At 60.8% G+C, this 17,084-nt stretch carries 15 protein-coding genes; 13 read left to right on the plus strand and 2 right to left on the minus strand.

The window, feature by feature from the left end:
- The first annotated feature begins 3 nt into the window (after positions 1-3).
- From HNQ65_RS06115 to HNQ65_RS06165, 11 genes are all read left to right on the plus strand, one after another.
- Positions 4-717 carry a pilus assembly FimT family protein gene (locus HNQ65_RS06115; protein ID WP_184338611.1) on the plus strand — a complete coding sequence of 238 codons (714 nt, stop codon included), beginning with the start codon at positions 4-6 and terminating at the stop codon, positions 715-717.
- Entirely contained in the window at positions 714-1,127 is a 414-nt protein-coding gene (locus tag HNQ65_RS06120) for a type IV pilus modification PilV family protein (RefSeq protein WP_184338612.1), read from the plus strand. The genes HNQ65_RS06115 and HNQ65_RS06120 overlap by 4 nt, the downstream gene beginning before the upstream one ends.
- The gene (locus tag HNQ65_RS06125; protein ID WP_184338613.1) at positions 1,102-2,130 is read left to right on the plus strand and encodes a PulJ/GspJ family protein; all 1,029 of its coding nucleotides are present in this window, start codon (positions 1,102-1,104) and stop codon (positions 2,128-2,130) included. Before HNQ65_RS06120 ends, HNQ65_RS06125 begins: the two co-directional genes overlap by 26 nt.
- Entirely contained in the window at positions 2,127-3,077 is a 951-nt protein-coding gene (locus tag HNQ65_RS06130) for a type II secretion system minor pseudopilin (protein ID WP_184338614.1), read from the plus strand. The genes HNQ65_RS06125 and HNQ65_RS06130 overlap by 4 nt, the downstream gene beginning before the upstream one ends.
- A 105-nt stretch (positions 3,078-3,182) precedes the next feature.
- Entirely contained in the window at positions 3,183-4,400 is a 1,218-nt protein-coding gene (locus tag HNQ65_RS06135) for a hypothetical protein (protein WP_184338615.1), read from the plus strand.
- Positions 4,401-4,421: 21 nt separating this feature from the next.
- On the plus strand, positions 4,422-4,991 hold the full coding sequence (locus HNQ65_RS06140) for a GspMb/PilO family protein (RefSeq protein ID WP_184338616.1): 570 nt from the start codon (positions 4,422-4,424) through the stop codon (positions 4,989-4,991).
- Positions 4,988-5,761, plus strand: a complete 774-nt coding sequence (locus HNQ65_RS06145) for a hypothetical protein (protein WP_184338617.1) — start codon at positions 4,988-4,990, stop codon at positions 5,759-5,761. Before HNQ65_RS06140 ends, HNQ65_RS06145 begins: the two co-directional genes overlap by 4 nt.
- A 54-nt stretch (positions 5,762-5,815) precedes the next feature.
- Positions 5,816-8,524 carry a secretin N-terminal domain-containing protein gene (locus tag HNQ65_RS06150; RefSeq protein ID WP_184338618.1) on the plus strand — a complete coding sequence of 903 codons (2,709 nt, stop codon included), beginning with the start codon at positions 5,816-5,818 and terminating at the stop codon, positions 8,522-8,524.
- Positions 8,525-8,616: 92 nt separating this feature from the next.
- Entirely contained in the window at positions 8,617-9,600 is a 984-nt protein-coding gene (locus tag HNQ65_RS06155; RefSeq protein ID WP_184338619.1) for an enolase C-terminal domain-like protein, read from the plus strand.
- Positions 9,597-10,802, plus strand: a complete 1,206-nt coding sequence (locus HNQ65_RS06160) for a M20/M25/M40 family metallo-hydrolase (RefSeq protein ID WP_184338620.1) — start codon at positions 9,597-9,599, stop codon at positions 10,800-10,802. Before HNQ65_RS06155 ends, HNQ65_RS06160 begins: the two co-directional genes overlap by 4 nt.
- Before the next feature lie 71 nt (positions 10,803-10,873).
- On the plus strand, positions 10,874-11,833 hold the full coding sequence (locus HNQ65_RS06165; protein WP_184338621.1) for a nitrilase-related carbon-nitrogen hydrolase: 960 nt from the start codon (positions 10,874-10,876) through the stop codon (positions 11,831-11,833).
- Positions 11,834-11,867: 34 nt separating this feature from the next.
- On the opposite strand, the gene HNQ65_RS06170 is transcribed toward HNQ65_RS06165, so the two are convergent.
- Both HNQ65_RS06170 and HNQ65_RS06175 read right to left on the minus strand, forming a co-directional pair.
- Positions 11,868-13,166, minus strand: a complete 1,299-nt coding sequence (locus HNQ65_RS06170) for a DUF1501 domain-containing protein (RefSeq protein WP_184338622.1) — start codon at positions 13,164-13,166, stop codon at positions 11,868-11,870.
- Between the two features lie 29 nt (positions 13,167-13,195).
- Positions 13,196-15,364, minus strand: coding sequence for a DUF1549 domain-containing protein (locus tag HNQ65_RS06175; RefSeq protein ID WP_184338623.1), 2,169 nt, complete (start codon positions 15,362-15,364; stop codon positions 13,196-13,198).
- Between the two features lie 182 nt (positions 15,365-15,546).
- Between HNQ65_RS06175 and HNQ65_RS06180 the strand changes: the two genes are divergently transcribed.
- Positions 15,547-15,969, plus strand: coding sequence for a hypothetical protein (locus tag HNQ65_RS06180; RefSeq protein WP_184338624.1), 423 nt, complete (start codon positions 15,547-15,549; stop codon positions 15,967-15,969).
- Between the two features lie 55 nt (positions 15,970-16,024).
- Positions 16,025-16,978, plus strand: a complete 954-nt coding sequence (locus HNQ65_RS06185; protein WP_184338625.1) for a hypothetical protein — start codon at positions 16,025-16,027, stop codon at positions 16,976-16,978.
- The last annotated feature ends 106 nt before the right edge of the window (positions 16,979-17,084 follow it).

Genomic DNA, 17,084 nt, shown 5'->3' on the forward strand with positions numbered 1-17,084 from the left:
CCCATGAAGCAAGCATGCCGCAGCCTGAAGACCAGCCCTGACGCGAGCGCCCATCCTGCCTCCCGTCATTGCCCCTTCACGCCTCAGCGGCATGCCGGCTTCACCTTGGTGGAGATCGTCATCGCGCTGACCATTGTTGCGGTGCTGGCGGCTGCCACCGTTCCAATGCTGAAAGGTTTCCAGGACGAGCGCCTGGCGCGAGAGCCCATCACTGCGCTGCTCAAGCTGGCACGTGAGGCACGCATGCGCGCCATGAAGGAAAAGCGCCCCTATCAGGTGGCGTTTCATGCTTCGGGATTCACCGCCTCGCGTTATTTCAATCCCTACCTGCAGCTGGCGGAGCTGAACGAATTTCTCACCGCTGGGGAATCTTCCACCGTCGTGGAGAGCACGGTGGAAGAGGGGGACAAGACCGATATCGACAGCGGAGGAAATGTGAAGGCCACCGAACTGCCGCTGGCACCGCCGCCACCCAAGTATGACGAGCACTGGTCGGAAAAATACGAGCTGCCCAAAGAGGTGAAATACCAGATCCAGCACTGGTATGACGCCGAGCCCACCCTGATCGAGGGAGAGGTGGTGAAGCTCTGGGTCTTCCAGCCCAGCGGTGTCTGCCAGCCGCTGAAGATCCATGTGGAGGGCACCTCCTCCGTTTATGATGTCGAGTTTGCCGCACTCACCGCAGACATCGTGAAGGAAACCGTGGATTTCCGATGAAACTCAAGCTCCAGCTCCATACACACGCTGCTCTGCGAGGCTATATTCTCTTTGAGCTGGTGCTGGCGCTCACCATTTTCTCCATCTCCGTGCTGGGGCTGGCCAAGTCCCTGAATCAGGCGCTGGAGACGGCCAACCTGCTGCGGCGGGACCAGATCATCCGCATCGGCATGCGCAATTTTTTCGAAGAGGTTCGCAACAAGCCGCTGGCACAGATGACCACCACCAAGACGGACACGACCTTTGGCATCACCTTCAGCAGCACCACGGAGGCCCTGTCTCTCAAGACCACCAATGGCGGCGTCTTGAGCGACATGTACAAGCTCACCATCCGCGCCACCTCCTCATTCGATGGCGTGCCGCAGGAGGACACCCTGACCGTTTATGTTTACAAGCCCTCACAGTCCTAGACTCAGAGGGCGCGCCGCCTTCACCCTGATCGAAGTCGTGATCGGCATCACGATCCTTTCCATGATCACAGCGGCTCTCTTTGCCATCATTCGCGGCTCCGTGCGCGGCGCCTCGGAGATCGAGCACGTGCAGCGAGAAAGCGATTCGATGAACCGCTTCATCGAGCTCTGCCGCCGCACCTTTGCCACGATGCCCAGCACGGCCTCTCTCTCACTCAAGATCGTGCAAAGCTCCGAGCCAGTGATCCAGGAGCTGACCATCAGCGGCTCACCCGACTGCTTTCCCTTTGGCAGCAATCCCATCACACGGAAGGACACCATCCTAACCCTGCGCCCCTACCCTGACCAGGCGGCAGATGACAACCAGAAGCTGCTGAATTACCTGAGCCTCTCCCGCGACGACCTCATCCCGCAGACCTCTGAAAAAAAGGCCGATTTCCAGCCCTCCATGAGCGGCCTCTACGCGCCAGACACCCAGGGCCGCTACTGGATGCCGCTGCTGCCGGATGTCGTGTCATTCAAATGGCGCTTCTACGTCGAGAAGGAAGACACCTGGTATGAGGAGTGGAGCAAGTCCAAGTGGCCCGATCTCATCGAGGGCCAGCTGGTCATGAAAAACCGTACGCTTCCCATACGCATGGTCTTCAGCCTGCCTGTCCTCACCATTGTGGCCGGACGGGCCCCGACCAACGCTGACAACAACAACCAGTCCGGGAACGCCAACTTCGGCGCTAACAACAATAACAACGGCCAAGGCGGCGGGCGTGGGGGCCCCGGAGGTCCTGGCGGTCCAGGTGGCCCCGGCGGAGGACGTGGCGGTCCTGGAGGACCAGGAGGCGGCCCCGGAGGTCCCCCCGGCGGTGGTCGTGGCGGTCCCGGAGGCTTCCCAGGTGGTCCACCCCCTGGAGGATTCCCCGGCGGCCCGCCTCCTGGCGGTGGATTTCCCGGCGGCCCCCCACCGGGCGGCGGAGGTGGCGGAGGAGGAGGTGCCCCACCACCATGAAGACAGCCCATCCATTACCTTCAGGCAGCCGTCGCCTGGCCACCGAGCGGGGCTCTGCCCTCATGCTCATGATCTGGGCCATTCTCGTCATGTCCGTTACTGTCATGGGGGTGGTGCAGTACATTTCCTTCAGTGCGGAGGAGTCCAAACAGGCGGCGTATGATTTCCGCGCCCTCCATCTTGCAGAGAGCGGACTGGCCGTGGGCCTGCACCCGAATACACGGCGCGGGGACATTGTGATGAAGCAAAAAGTGGGGCCTGACAGCGGCTTTGATGTGGTGATCAACTACGAAGGCGCACGCATCCCCATCAACTACATCACCGACGAACGCCTGCGCGAGGCCATTTACAACCTCTTCATCTACTGGCAGCTCAATGCTGAAGACGCCGGCATCGCCGCAGACTCGCTGGCAGACTGGGTGGACAATGACAACACCCAGCGCGCCAACGGCGCCGAAGCCGAGTACTACAAGAGCCTGGGCATCTACGACGCGCCGCGCAACCAGGGCTTCATCCGCGTGGAGGAGATGATCCTCGTGCGTGGCATGGACGCCGTGGACCGCAAGAAGCCCGACTGGCGCGAGTTTTTCAGTATCTATGGCGAAGGCCAGATCGACCTCCGCACGGTCTTCAAGGACGTGCTGCTGGCCGTCACTGGAGCGTCAGAGAATGATGTGCGGCGCTTCATCAGCGAGCGCGATGGAGGAGACGGCATCCCCGGCACCGAGGACGACCGCCGCATCCGCGCACCCGAGGCTTACCAGATGCTGGGCCTGAGCGGAGACCGCCTCAATGCCGTGAGCGGAATCGTGAACGACAGTGACACCACCCTGCGCCGCATCACCAGCATCGGCTGGGTGGGGGACAAACGCGCCAAGATCATCCTCGTGACCCGGCGAGATCAGACCACCGGAGCTGTCACTTATCTCGGGAGGATCGAGGAATGACTTTTGCTCCAGAATCCCTTCCAATCCCTCTCCCAACGAGTTTAGATATTCCGCAAGCAGCAGCGCAACTTCCACACCGTTTGCACGTTTAGAAGCCCCTCCCGCATGTCCTTAGCCGCCACTACCCTGCTCCTCCCCGCCCCTGATGCCTCCTGGCGTGTGTGGAAGCCGCGCGCTACCTCCAGCGCCGAGACCGTGGAGAGCCCCGCCGAGGCCGCGCATGTGAGCAAGCCGCTGCTCATCGGGCTGCCGGCCTCCGCCTGCCGCACCATCGGCCTCATTCTGCCGCAGACAGATGAGGAGCTGCTGGAACAGATCATCATCACCCAGCTGGAGCGCCGAGGCTTCAAGCTGGAGCAGGATGCCGTGGGCAGAAACTACCGCTGGCACCTGCTGGGACAGGTGAATGGCCAGGCTGTAATCAGCGTTGACATCCTGGCTGAGCCTTTTCCAGAGGCGCTGGCCGCCTCTCATGCCAGCGACTACACCGCTGCACTCCGACTCGCCCAGCTCCCGGCGGGCCACCTCGTCGTGGTGGAGGAGCAGGGAGACCTCGTGCTGGCGGCCTGCCATCAGGGCAGACTCTATCACAGCCATATTTTCTCCAAGGTGCCTGCCACCGAGGAGGGGCTCGCTTTGGAGATCACGCTGGCCCGCCTGACACTGGAAGCAGACCTAGGCCCCGACACCATCGAGGGCGTGGCACTCGTAGGTGCCAGCTTTGAGCGCAACCTCACCACCCGGCTGAGCTCCGTGCTCGAGCTGCCGGTACGCCTGCTCGCCGATCTGCCGCCCAACCCAGCCTTGGACACCAAGGCATGGACCAAGCTGCTGCCCGCCGGCGTGCGTTCCTCCATCAGCGCCAGCACACAAAAGGCCAAGATCATCCGCGGCCTCATTTTCGGCGGGCTGCTCTACGCATCCCTGGCCTTCCTGGGTTTTGCCTACCTGCATGTGCAGGAGCAGCGCGCCGCCAGACTGGCTGATGAGGTGGAGGCCACCAGCGAGCCTGCCGCCGCTGTGCGCAAGGCCAATGAACGCTGGCGCGCACTCGCGCCCGCCATCGAGCCGCAGCGCTACCCGATGTTCCTGCTGGGGGAGATCAACCGCATCATGCCCGCCAGCGGCATCGTCATCCGCAAATTTGAAATCAAAGGCAAGGAGATCGACATCCGTGGCGAAGCCCGCGACGCCCAACTGGCCTTTCAGTTCATCGAGGACTTCAAAAAGAACCGCGTCCTGAGCCGCTACGAATGGACGAACCCACGCCCCGAGGTCAAAGGCACCACGGCCAACTTCCGCGCCCAGGGCAAGCTGCAATAACTCTCGCGCCACACCCATTTCATGGCACTCGCCCTCACCCAACGTGAAAAGAAACTGCTCGGAGCCTGCATCGGCGCACTGGTGCTGATGGCCACATTCATCCTGCTCAAGCAGTTCCTGGACCGCCGCACGGCGGTATTGGCACGCATTACCTCGCTGGAGAATGAAAAAAAGGATAACAGCCACTGGATGAGTGACCGCGAGTTCTGGGACAAGCGCTCTGCCTGGATGGAGAAGAACATGCCCGTCACCGAAAGTCTGGGTACCGCGCAGGCCAAGCTGCTGGAGGAGATCCAGAACGTGGCGCTGGACAACCAGTTCCAGGTGCAGAAGCAGCAACTCCTGCCCGACGCGGCGGACAGCAAGGCCAATGCCAGTGTTTACCGTGAAGTGGCCGTGGAGGTGCGCCTGCGCGGAGATCAGACCACGCTGCTGAGCTGGCTGGCCACACTTCAGTCTCCAGAAAAGTTTCAGGCCATCAAGCAGCTGGAGATGGAGATCGACTCCAAGGCCAAGGAGAAGACACCGCAGGTGGTGTGCAACCTCGTACTGGCACGCTGGTTTAAACCCGAAAACGGATTCCAGCCATGAAAGCCTCCCTCGCCGTAATGTTTCTGCTGAGCGCTGCACTGAGTGTGCATGCGCAGACCATTGTGCCTGCCGCCCCGGCAGAGGCACCGCTTACAACCTCGGACCTGCTACCTCTCCCAGGGGATGAGTTGCTGGCCCCCGAACCGGCTTCTGCACCAACTCCAACTGCCCCCCCAACACCCGCAGACCCCGATCTGCCTCAGCCCTTTGATGCCACCACTCTCGGGCCGGTGATTCAAAACTCCCCATTTACCCGCATCGTCAGCATTTCAGATTCCCTCGTTCTAACCGGCATGGCCTACGTGAACGGCAAGCCGGTGGTGACCATTTTTGATAAAAACGAGAAGCAGTCTCTTGTCGTTTCCGAAGAGCCCAACCTCAAAGGCTGGAAGCTCATGGAAGCCACGCCCACCACCAACATCGAACGTGCTCAGGCCAAGATTGCCATCGGCGGCGAGACCTTCAGCATCCGCCACAGCGTGCTGGACAAGAACGACCTCACCAAAGGCAAGAGCGACAAGGGGGGCGACAAAGGCCCGCGTAGCGACTCTTCAAGCAGCGACCGCTACAATCGCGGCAGCCGTGGCCCGAGCGAGGAAGATCGCAAAAAGTACGAAAGCCTATCCGACAAGGCCAAGGAGAAATTCCGCGACGCCATGCGTGAAAAGTTCAGCGACGAGAAATTCCGCAACGCACCCGAAGAAGACCGCCGCAACGCCATCCGCGCCATGTTTGATAAAATTCAAAAAGAAGACGGCGGAGCCAAATAAGCCCCGACCGCGCTGCCCCACCCAACTGCCCTACACGCCTCATCCATCCTTCGCATGCCTCGCCGTCTTCTTGCCCTTGCCTCCTCAGTCCTCGCTCTCAGCTCGGTGAATGGACAGACCATCGTCCCCCCCGCACCACCTCCTTCTCCAACGCCAGCTCCTGCCGCCGCAACGCCAGCGGCATCAGACACCCCTGCAGCAGCCCCTGCCGTGGCTGCTCCTGCACCACCGCCCGCTGCCGCAGCACAGGCTCCTGATGCTGCCGCAGCACAGCCACAGCCTGCAGGGCCTGGTGGCCCCGGAGGTCCCGGTAGCGGAGGATTCCCCCCTGGAGGAGGCCGTGGCTTTGGAGGTTTCCGTCGTGGTGGCTTCGGCGGTCCCGGAGGTGGTTTTGGCGGAGATGGCGGAGGCCCTCCCGGAGAAGCCGAGTCCTTCCAGATCACGGGAGACAATGTGATGATGCAGTTTGCCAACAACCCCGTGGCGGACCTGCTGGCCATCTACGAAAAGCTCACCGGCTACACGCTTGTTAAAGACACCAACATTTTTGAGGGTGCCACCATCAGCCTTGTGACCCCCAAGCAGGTGGCCAAGGCGGAAGCCATCAAGCTCATCGAAGCCTCCTTGCTGGCCAACGGCTACGCCGTTGTGGCAGACCCTGGCGGCAAGAGCGCCAAGATTCTGCCAGCGCGCAACCAGAGCGCCAATGCCGTGCAGTTCTCTCATGGCGTTCAGTTTTACACCAGCGCCCGGGAGATTCCGGACAATGAGAGCATCGTGTCTTATTTCATGAAGCTGGATTTTCTCGACCCCGAGGACGCCGCCACCATGTTCTCCGGACATGTGGGTCTGGGTGCCTACGGCCGAATCACTCCCGTCACCGCACCTCCTGGCCTGCTCATCACGGAGAGCGCCACGGTGGTGAAGCAGCTCATCGGCATCCGCGAGGCGATCGATCTTGGCGATACCGGCTCCGCCCTCGTCACCAAATTCATCCCCATTAAGTTTGCGGATGCGGCTGTCATCGCCCAGGTCATTCAGGCCACGCTGACCGCCCAGGCTCAGGAAAAAGAAACCAAGGGTGTCAAGACCATCCGCGGCACTGCTGCCAGCGATGGCCGCGACAAGAGCAGCGGCGACAACAAGCAGCCGTCCGCCCCTCCCGTACCGGGCAGCACCTCCTCCCAGAGCCAGAACTCGCAAAATCCCCAGCCCAGCACGCAGGTGGTGGCGGACACGCGCCTCAATCAGATCCTCGTCGTGGCCTCGCCGCTGGATTACACCTATGTGGCCAGCCTCATCGCTGAATTTGACAAACCTCTGGAAGCCACGGAGCCCTATGAACGCAAGCTCAAGTATGCCGCCGCCATTGATGTTCTCAGCTCGCTGGTGGACCGCCTGCAAGAAGTGAACGCAGGAACCATCCAGCTTCCGGGGGGCGGCACCATCCAGCAGCAGCGCCAGCAGGTGCTGGCCACCAACAGTGCCCAGCTGCTCGGCGGCAGAACCACTCAGGGCACCCGTGGCGGCGTCATCGGCAACACCGGTGCCTCAGCCGCTGGCTCTGATACAGCCAGCACTGCTGGTGGCACTACAGGCTCGACCACGACTACCAGCAGCACCGGCGGCTCGCGTGCAGACGTCGTCTCCGGCCCCACGGAAAACAACGCCCCTGTGTCCGTGCTTGTGGGCAAATCCCGTATCGTCGCAGATCCCATGTCCAACACCATCATCGTCATGGGCCGGCAGGAAGAGATCGCCAAAGTGGATGCGCTGCTCGACAAACTGGACCGCAAGCCCTCCCAGGTTTACCTGGCCACTGTCATTGGCGAGCTCACTCTCACGGATACGCTGCTCACAGGCGTGGATTATATTTCCTCCCTGACGAACAAGAACTTCACCGCCAGCAGCATCACCAACCGCACGGACATCCTAGGCGGAACCGGGGGGGCTGGGCGGGCCATCAATGACCTGCGAAACAACGCCATCACCTCGGCTTTTGGACCGGCTTCAGGTCTGAATTTGTACGGAGCCGCAGGCAGCGGTCTGGGCGTCTTCCTCAATGCACTGCAGACCAACAACAATTTCAAAGTCCTCTCCAGACCCTCCATCTTTGCCCTGAACAACAAGAAGGCCGTCATCTCTTCAGGCCGCAAAGTCCCCTACCCCGCCAGCACGGTGACCAATGCCGCCAACCTCAATGGCACCGTCACCTCCACCACCAGCTACCTGGACGTAGTGCTGAAGCTCGAAGTCGTGCCGCTGATCAACACTGACGGCGAGGTAACCCTGACCATTTCTCAGATCAATGACACACTGATTGGCACGCAGCTCATCCAGCCGAACCTTGTTCCTATCATCGGCACCGAGCAGCTCGTCACCTCCGTGACCATCCCGGACCGCAACACCATCGTGCTCGGCGGCCTCATCTCCGAGGAAAAAAACCTCGCTCAAAACGGCATTCCCGTGCTGGGCAAGATCCCCGGCCTTGGCAAGCTCTTCCGCACCGACAACAACAGCCTCACGCGCAAAGAGCTTATTGTTTTCATTCAGCCACAGGTCGTGAGCGACAATGGCAGTATTCGCGAGACCTCCCTGAGCGAAGACATCCGCACCACCTCCGGCTCACAGGCCGCACAGCGCTTCCCGCAGGTACCTGCTCCGCCTGTGGCAACGCCGGTCGAAGTGCCCAAGAAAAAGAAGAACTTCTTCCAGCGCATCTTCAGCCGCAACCAGGGCACCGATCCCAATCCCGAACCGTGATCGCGGCCTCTGCATTCAGCAGGCAGATTCTCACAAGAACAAAGACAGGACTCCTTGACCATCGGGGGTCTTGATCGTTCACTGCGAGAGTCTTGCACTTCGAGCTTAAAACCCTTCAGCTGATTGAGCCTTTTCGCATTGCGCACGGCACCTCCGCCACGCGCCAGGTGCTACGCGCCACCAACGGTACATTGGTGACGGAGGCTCCTTTTGTGCCCTATTATGGCGAAGATCCGGCCGCAACGCTTGCCTTGCTGAATCAGACCGTGCTACCTCTGAATCTGCCGCGCACGGCCACACTGGCCCTCAACCTTCTGCGTCATGACATCGTAGGCCACCAGACCAGCAGGCCGCTTTCATCATACGCTGAGTCAAAGCTGGGCGCGCCTGTGCATCCTGCGCCACCCGGCTGCCGCTCCTTCAGCATTCCTGAAGACCTCGGCGCCTTTGCGGAAAAGGTGGCGGCCATAGCCGCGCAGTTTCCTGTGCTGAAACTCAAGCTCGGTTCCGGCGATCTCGGGCTGGACATTGCCACCGTCTCCGTGGCACGCATGGCCGCACCTGACGCACAGCTGCTGCTGGATGTAAATGGCGGCTGGGACATCGCCGAAGCCCCGCTGATGGTGGAGAAAGTCTCTGAATACAGTCCGGCATTGATTGAGCAGCCCATCCATCATCGCCACGGCGTCGAGGTCTGGGAGGAACTGCGCACTCAGCTTCCTGGAAATGCGCCGCCCATCTTTGCCGATGAAAGCATCCAGAACGTGGGAGACGTGGAGGCGCTGGCTGACTTCATCGACGGCATCAATATCAAGCTGCTCAAGTGCGGCAGTCTTGATGCCGCCGTGGCCATGATCTCCGCAGCGCAGAAGCAGAACCTGCAGATCCTGCTGGGTTGCATGATCGAGACCAGCCTGGGCACCACCGCCGCCGCACACCTCGCACCTTGGGCCGACTGGATCGATCTGGACGGCCACTTCTACGTGGCCAATGACGACTACACCGGCATCACCTACGATGCCAAGGGCAGGCTCATCATGCCAGAGCGCCCCGGCATCGGTGCCATACCACGATGAATATTTCCCAGCTTCAAGCCTCCGCCGAACACCATCTGCACGCAGCACTCAGTCTGCTACGCAAGCTGGTGGCTGTAAACAGCTTTACTTCCAACGCTGAAGGAGTGGACGAGGTGGCCCGCCTGACTGCGGCCGCCTTTGCACCACTCGGCTTTGAGGCGGAGCTGGTCCCGTGCAGCACGCCCGGCACCGGGCATCATCTCTTCCTCACCCATCGTGGCGCGGGTGGAGATCCCATCGTACTCGTCACACATTCAGACACCGTGTTTCCTCCAGAGGAAGAGCAGCAAAATGATTTCAAATGGGACGAGCGCCCCGATGAAGGCCGCATCTACGGCCCCGGCACGGTGGACAACAAAGGCGGCACCGCCTTGATCTGGCTCATCCTGCAGATGCTGCGTGAAGCCGCGCCCGAGGCCTTTGAGCGCACCCACTGGATGGTCGCTGCCAATGCCGCCGAGGAAATCATCGGCGACGATTTTGGCCGCGCCACTGCCGCGCGCTGTGGCGGCAAAGCACGGGCCGTGCTCGTCTTTGAAGGTGGCCCGAAAGATGAACGCGGCTGGCACATCGTCACTTCCCGCAAAGGCCGCAGTACTTGGCGGCTCAGCGCCGAAGGCAAGGCCGCACACGCCGGCAGCAAACACCACGAAGGCATCAATTCCATTGATGCCCTGGCAGCCGTTCTTCCATCCGTGGCCACGCTGACCAATGCAGCCGCAGAGCGCACGGTAAACATCGGCCTGGTCCACGGCGGCACGGTGGTCAACCGCGTGCCTCACGAGGCTTTTGCCGAATGGGAGTGCCGCGCCACCGAGCCCGCCATGCTGCAGCAGGCGGATGACTTTTTTGCCTCTCTCAGCGGCACCGCACCGAATGGTGCCAAACTGAACGCCGAGTGCACTGGATACACCGCAGCCTGGCCTGGGGGCAGCGAATCCCTCTTTCAGCTCTGGCATGAAGCGGCGGCGCAGATGGACCTCACCGCCATCTCCGTCCCTCGCGGTGGCCTCAGCGATGCCAATCACCTCTGGCATCTGGCTCCCACGCTCGACGGACTGGGCCCATACGGAAACAACGCCCACTGCTCCGAGCGCAGCCCCGATGGCAGCAAACTGCCCGAATATGTGGAGCCGGGCTCTTTTGTGCCAAAGGCGGTGATGAATGCCCTGGCGCTGCTGAAGCTGGCCACGACATCATGACTGCTGGCACAAGTGCTTTTTGACGGACGCCGGAATGGCGGCATGCTGACAGACAACAACCCCACGGATGCATGCCTGACTCCGACTCCAGCACAACCAGCAGCAACGCCAGCACGCCCAAGGCCAATGTGAAAGTAGAGGCCTGGACCCTCGACGTGGGAGATGCAGGCAAAACTGTGGACGAGTTTGCCGAAGAGGTGATGCACCGTGTGGAAACTGCCTGGGCGGGCGGCGCCGACATCGTGCTGCTGCCTGAATACCTCTGGGCGGCGCTGGAGCCTTTGCTGCCGCCGGACACGGATATGGACGACATCGCCAAAGTCGTGTGGGTTGACCTTATGCCACGCTTGCGGCAGCGCCTCTGCCGCAAGGGCAAGCACGCCGTGGTGGGCACCGCACCGTGGAGCGATCCGACAAACCGCCATCTCTACAACCGCGCCATCATTTTCACCGACGGCCGGGTGCTGCATCAGGACAAGCTCTTCCTCACCCCATGGGAGCATGAATTCCGCGCAGGCAAGGAGCTGTATGTCTTTGAGATGCAGGGGCTGCGTGTGGCCGTCGTCATCTGCCTGGACATCGAGGTTCCCGAGATAAGCTCTCGACTGCGCGGGCTGAACATTGATCTGCTGCTGGTACCCAGCGCCACGGAAACCATCTACGGCAGCGAGCGCGTGACGCGCTGCGCCTCCGCCCGCGCCATTGAGCTGGGCTGCGCTGTGGTGGTATGTCCGCTGGTGGGCAAGTGCGACTCCAGCATGGTGAATATCAATCTGGGCAAGATAGCCCTCTATCTTCCAGCGCAGAAATCCTTTGAGGCCTACGACCGCACCGAGGACACGCGCGTGGTGCGCCAGGGCTGGCATGTGCTCCGCGCCGATGTGCCCGCTGCTGTGATCCAGGAAACTCACCGCAGAAGACAAGAAACCAACCCCTCGCAGCTCAGCGTAAACCTGAGCCCGGACGAGATCAAAATCGACCCAAGCGCACGCGAAGCGCCGCGCAAAATCGTGCGCCGGGAGCGGATGTAAAACAGCAGGCGCATCACGGCACCCGCTGCTGCTGCTAGCCAAACAAGCTCGTGATCGGCTGTCCTTTGTCCGCCACGGTGAAGGGTCGCTTGGTGCTGGAGTACAGCACCAGATCCAGCGGCAGGCCCAGCGCATAGGCGATGGTGGCATTGAAATCGGGCACGCTGACTTTGTTCTCGGTCACTTCGATTCCTTTGTCCGTCTTGCCATAAATCTGACCACCGGCAATGCCGCCGCCCCACATCACGGAGCTGAAGGCTTTGGGGTAATGATCGCGGCCGTCGTTCTGATTGATCTTCGGCGTGCGGCCAAACTCGGAGGTGAGGACGACAAGGGTGTCGTCCAGCAGGCCACGACGCTCCAGATCAGTGATGAGCGCACCCAATGCCTGGTCCAGATCTCCACAGCGTTCCGGCAGGCGGGCGGCGATGTCCTGATGCATGTCCCAGCCGCCGAGGTTCACTTCCACAAAACGCACGCCGTGCTCCACGAGGCGGCGCGCGAGGAGGCAGCCCTGCGCGAAGTTTCCTTTGCCGTACTCCGCATGGGTGGTCTCTGATTCCTTGCTGAGATCAAAGGCGTCGAGGTCCTCGCTGCGCATGACCTTGATGGCATCCTTGTAAGCTTCGGCGTAGGCCTTCACATTTTTGTACTCGTAGGCCTGCTGAAAGCCCTGATCGAGACGGGCGGAGAGATTGAGGCGGTAGTCAAAGTCGCTTTCAGAAAGCGCGGCTGGGCGGTGGCTGTTTTGCAGCCCACGTGCTGGGTCGTTTAGAATGAGAGGCTGGCAGGCGGCCTCGAAGAATCCACCGCCAGGGTGTTTGCTGTCGCCCGTGATAATGACAGAGCCAGGGAGATCTGTGTTCCCCTTCCCTTGAAACTTCTGCAGCCAGGCACCCATGGTGGGATGGCGCGTGGCCCCGCGCATGGTGTAGCTGGTGTGCTGAAAATAGTTTCCCTGAGCATGCGCCCCCTGAGTGGAGGTGAGGGAGTTGATCACCGCCGCACGGTGCATGGTCTTGGCTGTATTCGGCAGCAGTTCGCCTATCTGCACCCCATCTGCACTCGTGGCGATGGTCTTCGTTCCGCCCATGGTGTCAGCACCAGGCACGCAGCCAAAGGTGTCCAGATGCGTCATGCCACCGGACATGTAAAGGTAGATCACACGTTTGGCGGTGGCGGCCTGTTTCATCTTGCTGGAGCCTTCAAACGGCGCAGCAAAACCACGCGGAGCCAGCGCGCTCATGAAAGAGACGCCTAGGCAGGTCTTGGCGATGTTTTTGGCAAAGTCGCGGCGGCTGACTTCATCGCAGGTGTGGAGGAGCGTTTTCATGAGTGGCGCGTTGGGAGGTAGTTTCAGGCTTACTGCACAAAGAGGAACTGGGAGCCGGTGATCAGCGCGTGGGCCACGTCGGCCACGGCCTTGTCTCCGCGCTCGCGGATCACGCCATCAAGGATGCTTTTTTCAGCAGCGGTGGGCTGACGGCTGAGCAGGGCTAGGTAGAGCGTGTTCACTTTGTCCGCCGCGCTGCCGCTGGCGGCCAGAGCCTGGCTGAGCTTGGAGGCAGGGCTGGAGAGCACCTCGGCAGCCGGACCATTGAGCAGCGTGAGTGCTTGAGGCACGGACGCGTCATCACTGGCGTTTTGGATCAGCTCGCGGTCGCTCTGGCCAAAGGTGCGCAGAAAGGTGCCCGGGCGCGCAGGGCTGGGCTGCTCGGAGGCGCGGGCTGTCAGCCCCATGGCGTCCTTGCCGCCGCCCTTCTTGTAGGCTTTGAGGAATTCCTTGCGCTGCTCGCTGGTCATGGCTTCGAGCGCCTTGCGGTCGATCTCTGGCTTGCTGTTGCCGCCGGGCTTTTCAGGCTTGTACCCCTGGCGCAGATCACTGGCGCGTTCCTTGCCCAGCAGGGCTACGAGGATGTCTTTTTCGGAGGACTTGCGCAGGCTGCTGGCCTCCTTGGCCAGGGCCTTGATTTCATCGCTGACATCCTCCCCCTTGGCCTTCAGCTCATCCAGCCTGGCTTTTTTTGCTTCGATCTTCTTCTGATTGTCTTCGATTTTGGCACGGCCTTCCTTGGCGATCTGCACCAGCCCCTCCGCCCCCTTGGACTTCACGGTGCCCAGGAAGGTGGCAAGATCATCCAGGTATTGGTGCAGGCGGGTGTTATCGTCGTCGATGGTGTCATCCACATTTCCTTTGGAAAGCGTCACGAAAGAATCCCAAATCTGCTCGGCGCTCATGCGTCGGAGGATGGGACCAGTAAAATGGTAAAGCTCTCCAGCAGGCACCTCATGGGTTGTGGCGGCGCGCTGGTAGGCGTCGGTGTTGTAGAGCACGCGCAGGAAGGATTTGAGAGAATACTTCTTCTCCACCATGAGCTGGGAGAGGTAGTCCATCAGCGCGGGATTGCTGGCCACGGTGCTGTCCGTCATTTCATCCACCGGCTCGATCAGGCCAATGCCAAAGGCCTTCTTCCACATGCGGTTGGCGATGACGGTGGTAAAGCGCGGATTCTCCGGACTCGTCATCCAGTCGGCAAAAGCCTGCAGGCGTGTCTGACCGGGTTGCGCCACAGCATCATGGCCAAACATGGTCTTGGGTTCAATCTTGGCACCAGGCTTCGCATCCGGGTATTTGTAGTCGGAGGGCAGACTGGGCAGCCGGGAGTCCTGCCACTCGGCGCTGGTGTAGCGCAGGGGTTTCATCACATCCTGCATGGCGCGCTTCACCTGCTGCATATCCTCACGGCTCACGCGGGATTCGGCTTCTTTCTTCTGCGCCTCGATGCGCGCTTTGTACGCCTTCTGCTCTTCCTTGCTCATGGACTTGAGCTTCTTTCTGTCGATCTCCTCCACCTTGGCAGCGGTGGGCTTGAACTCAAAGCCACGCCCCTTGGTGTCCATGCCGTAGGTAAAGGCGGCCATGTGGTAGTAGTCCATCTGCGACCACTTGTCGAAGGGGTGGTTGTGGCACTGGGCGCAGACGATGCTGGTGCCCAGAAAGACCTGCACGGTGTAAGCCAGGTGGTCGAGTTTGTTCTCATCCCGCTGCCAGAAGCCGATGCTGCCGCTGTCCCACACTCCGCCCTCGGTGGTCAGGAGGTTTTTCACCATCTGGTCATAGGGCGTGTTGTCCTTGACCTGTTTTTTCAACCACTCCTCGTAGGCTTCAGCAGTGATGCGCCCCTTCACATTGTCCGTCAGGCGCAGCACATCGGCCCAGTAGTTGAACATGTGGCTGGTATGGCCGTCGGAGGCCAGCAGAGTGTCGATGAGCTTGATTCGCTTCTCCGGATCCTTGGAGCTGAGATAGGCACGGGATTCCTCCACCGTAGGAATGCGGCCCACAATGTCCAGATACAGGCGCCGTACCAGCACCTCATCGCTGGCTGGTGGGTTGGGCTTCAGCCCGGCCTTGTCCCAGTCCTGACGCAGCAACTGGTCGATCCTCTGGCTTTCCGCAAGCGGAGCAGAGCGCAATGTGGCCAGGCCAAAACTGGCAATGAGCACAGGGGTAAGGTAAAGCGCTTTCATAGGGGGAGAAGGGGGCGTGTGTGGCGGCGGAAACGACGGGTTTACGCGCATCTTAGCGCAAAATGTGAGCAAACTGTTTTGCTGCGGCTTTCTGGCATCCACCTGGTGTTTTCAGCACCTGAGCGGCAATTATAAATGGTTTTTAGAATGCAGCCCCGGCGACTTGCTTATGTTGACGGCTAATGAAAATCCACCTTGTCCTCGCCAGCGTTTCTGTGCTGCTGGGCACCAACCTGCTGACCTATGCCCACACGCAGTATCACACCACCAGCAGCGTACTGGTGGCGGCCGAAGAACGCGTGCGCGCAGCTCTGCGCCCCGAAGGACTGGACGAGGAGCTCCTGCCACGCACGGGCGCAGACCGCAGCATGGTCCGCACGGCCTTGATGGATGCCGGAGGCAAATACTATGGATGGAATGAGCAGGTGGGCACCCGCATGCTGGGCCTCTTTCTGACGGGCACCGGACTCGTGCTGCCATTTTACAATCCTCGCCGCCGTACGGATGCCCTGCAAGTTTTCACCCTCACGCTGGTGCTGCTCAGCGCTGGAGCGGGTGGGTGCCTACTACGGCAAAGTGCTGCCGAATGGATGAGTCTGCACTGAGACTTCCCTGCCTTTACAGTGACTGTCATACAGATGACAGCGCATCCAACGCGCCATGTCCTGTTCTGTTTGTACCACGCTCTGCTGCCTCGTGGCCTCATTTGCCTGCCTGCATCCCAGGACAGTCATCGGAGAGGATGCACAGCCCACCCCCGCCCAGCGTCTCCTGAAAGCGCTGCAAGCCTGCCAGAAAAGCCAAGCCATCCTCTCTCTGGATGCCCATACTCGAACCTTGCGGGAAGGCCTGGAGCAATGCCGCGCACGCATCTCCGCCATGATGCCGCTGGACGGTAGTGAGAGATTTGCCGTGCTGAGCAGCACACCCCACCGCGAGCATGCCCCGCCGCCCGGCATAGAGACCAATCTATCTGCCACCTTCAATGGCCGATACTGGACCCTGGCCACCTACGACCGCGGCACAGTCGGCAGCATGCGACGCGCGGAAAAAACGCTGCATATCAGCCACAAAGCCCCCGATGTTTTCAGAGCCCATCGCCATGCCACCGCTTTATCCCTCTACCTGCCTTTTGTGCGCCTGCAGAGACCCGAGGGGAGCATCTTCCTGCATCAACTGCTGGAGGGAAAGACTTCACTCCGGTGGAAGGTGACTGAGGAAGCACGTGGAGAGTCACAGGTGCTGAAACTGAGCATCCCGCCAGACGAGTGGCTGATTATCGATCCCGCCAAACCCTTCGTGGTATTGGAACATGTGGTGGAGCACGCAGACAGCCGAGAGGAGACTCGTGCCCAGAAACTGGGACTGACCAGCTGCGGCCTATGGTTTGCCACCGACTTTGTTTTTGTTCGTTTCCAGAAGCATCAGGAGGAGCTGCGTATCGAAACCCAGCTGGATGATGTGACTTTTGCCGGGAGAAGTGAATTGGAGAAACGGCTGAAGCCAAGCTATGGCAGGGGCTGGCGTATCTGGGACGAGCGCACCCAAACAGAGTACAAGATTGAAGACGACTCCAAGTCGGTCTTTGAAAAGCTCGACGCCGTAACCCAGTAAAGCTGCGAGCAGGCCCGTGCCACGCCGCCCGCCACCTCCCCCCGCGCTTTTTTTATACAATGATCTGGCGGCTGGGCCGTTGTGTCGGGTAGCATCTTGCCAACGA

The organism is Prosthecobacter vanneervenii (assembly GCF_014203095.1).
Classification (GTDB): domain Bacteria; phylum Verrucomicrobiota; class Verrucomicrobiia; order Verrucomicrobiales; family Verrucomicrobiaceae; genus Prosthecobacter; species Prosthecobacter vanneervenii.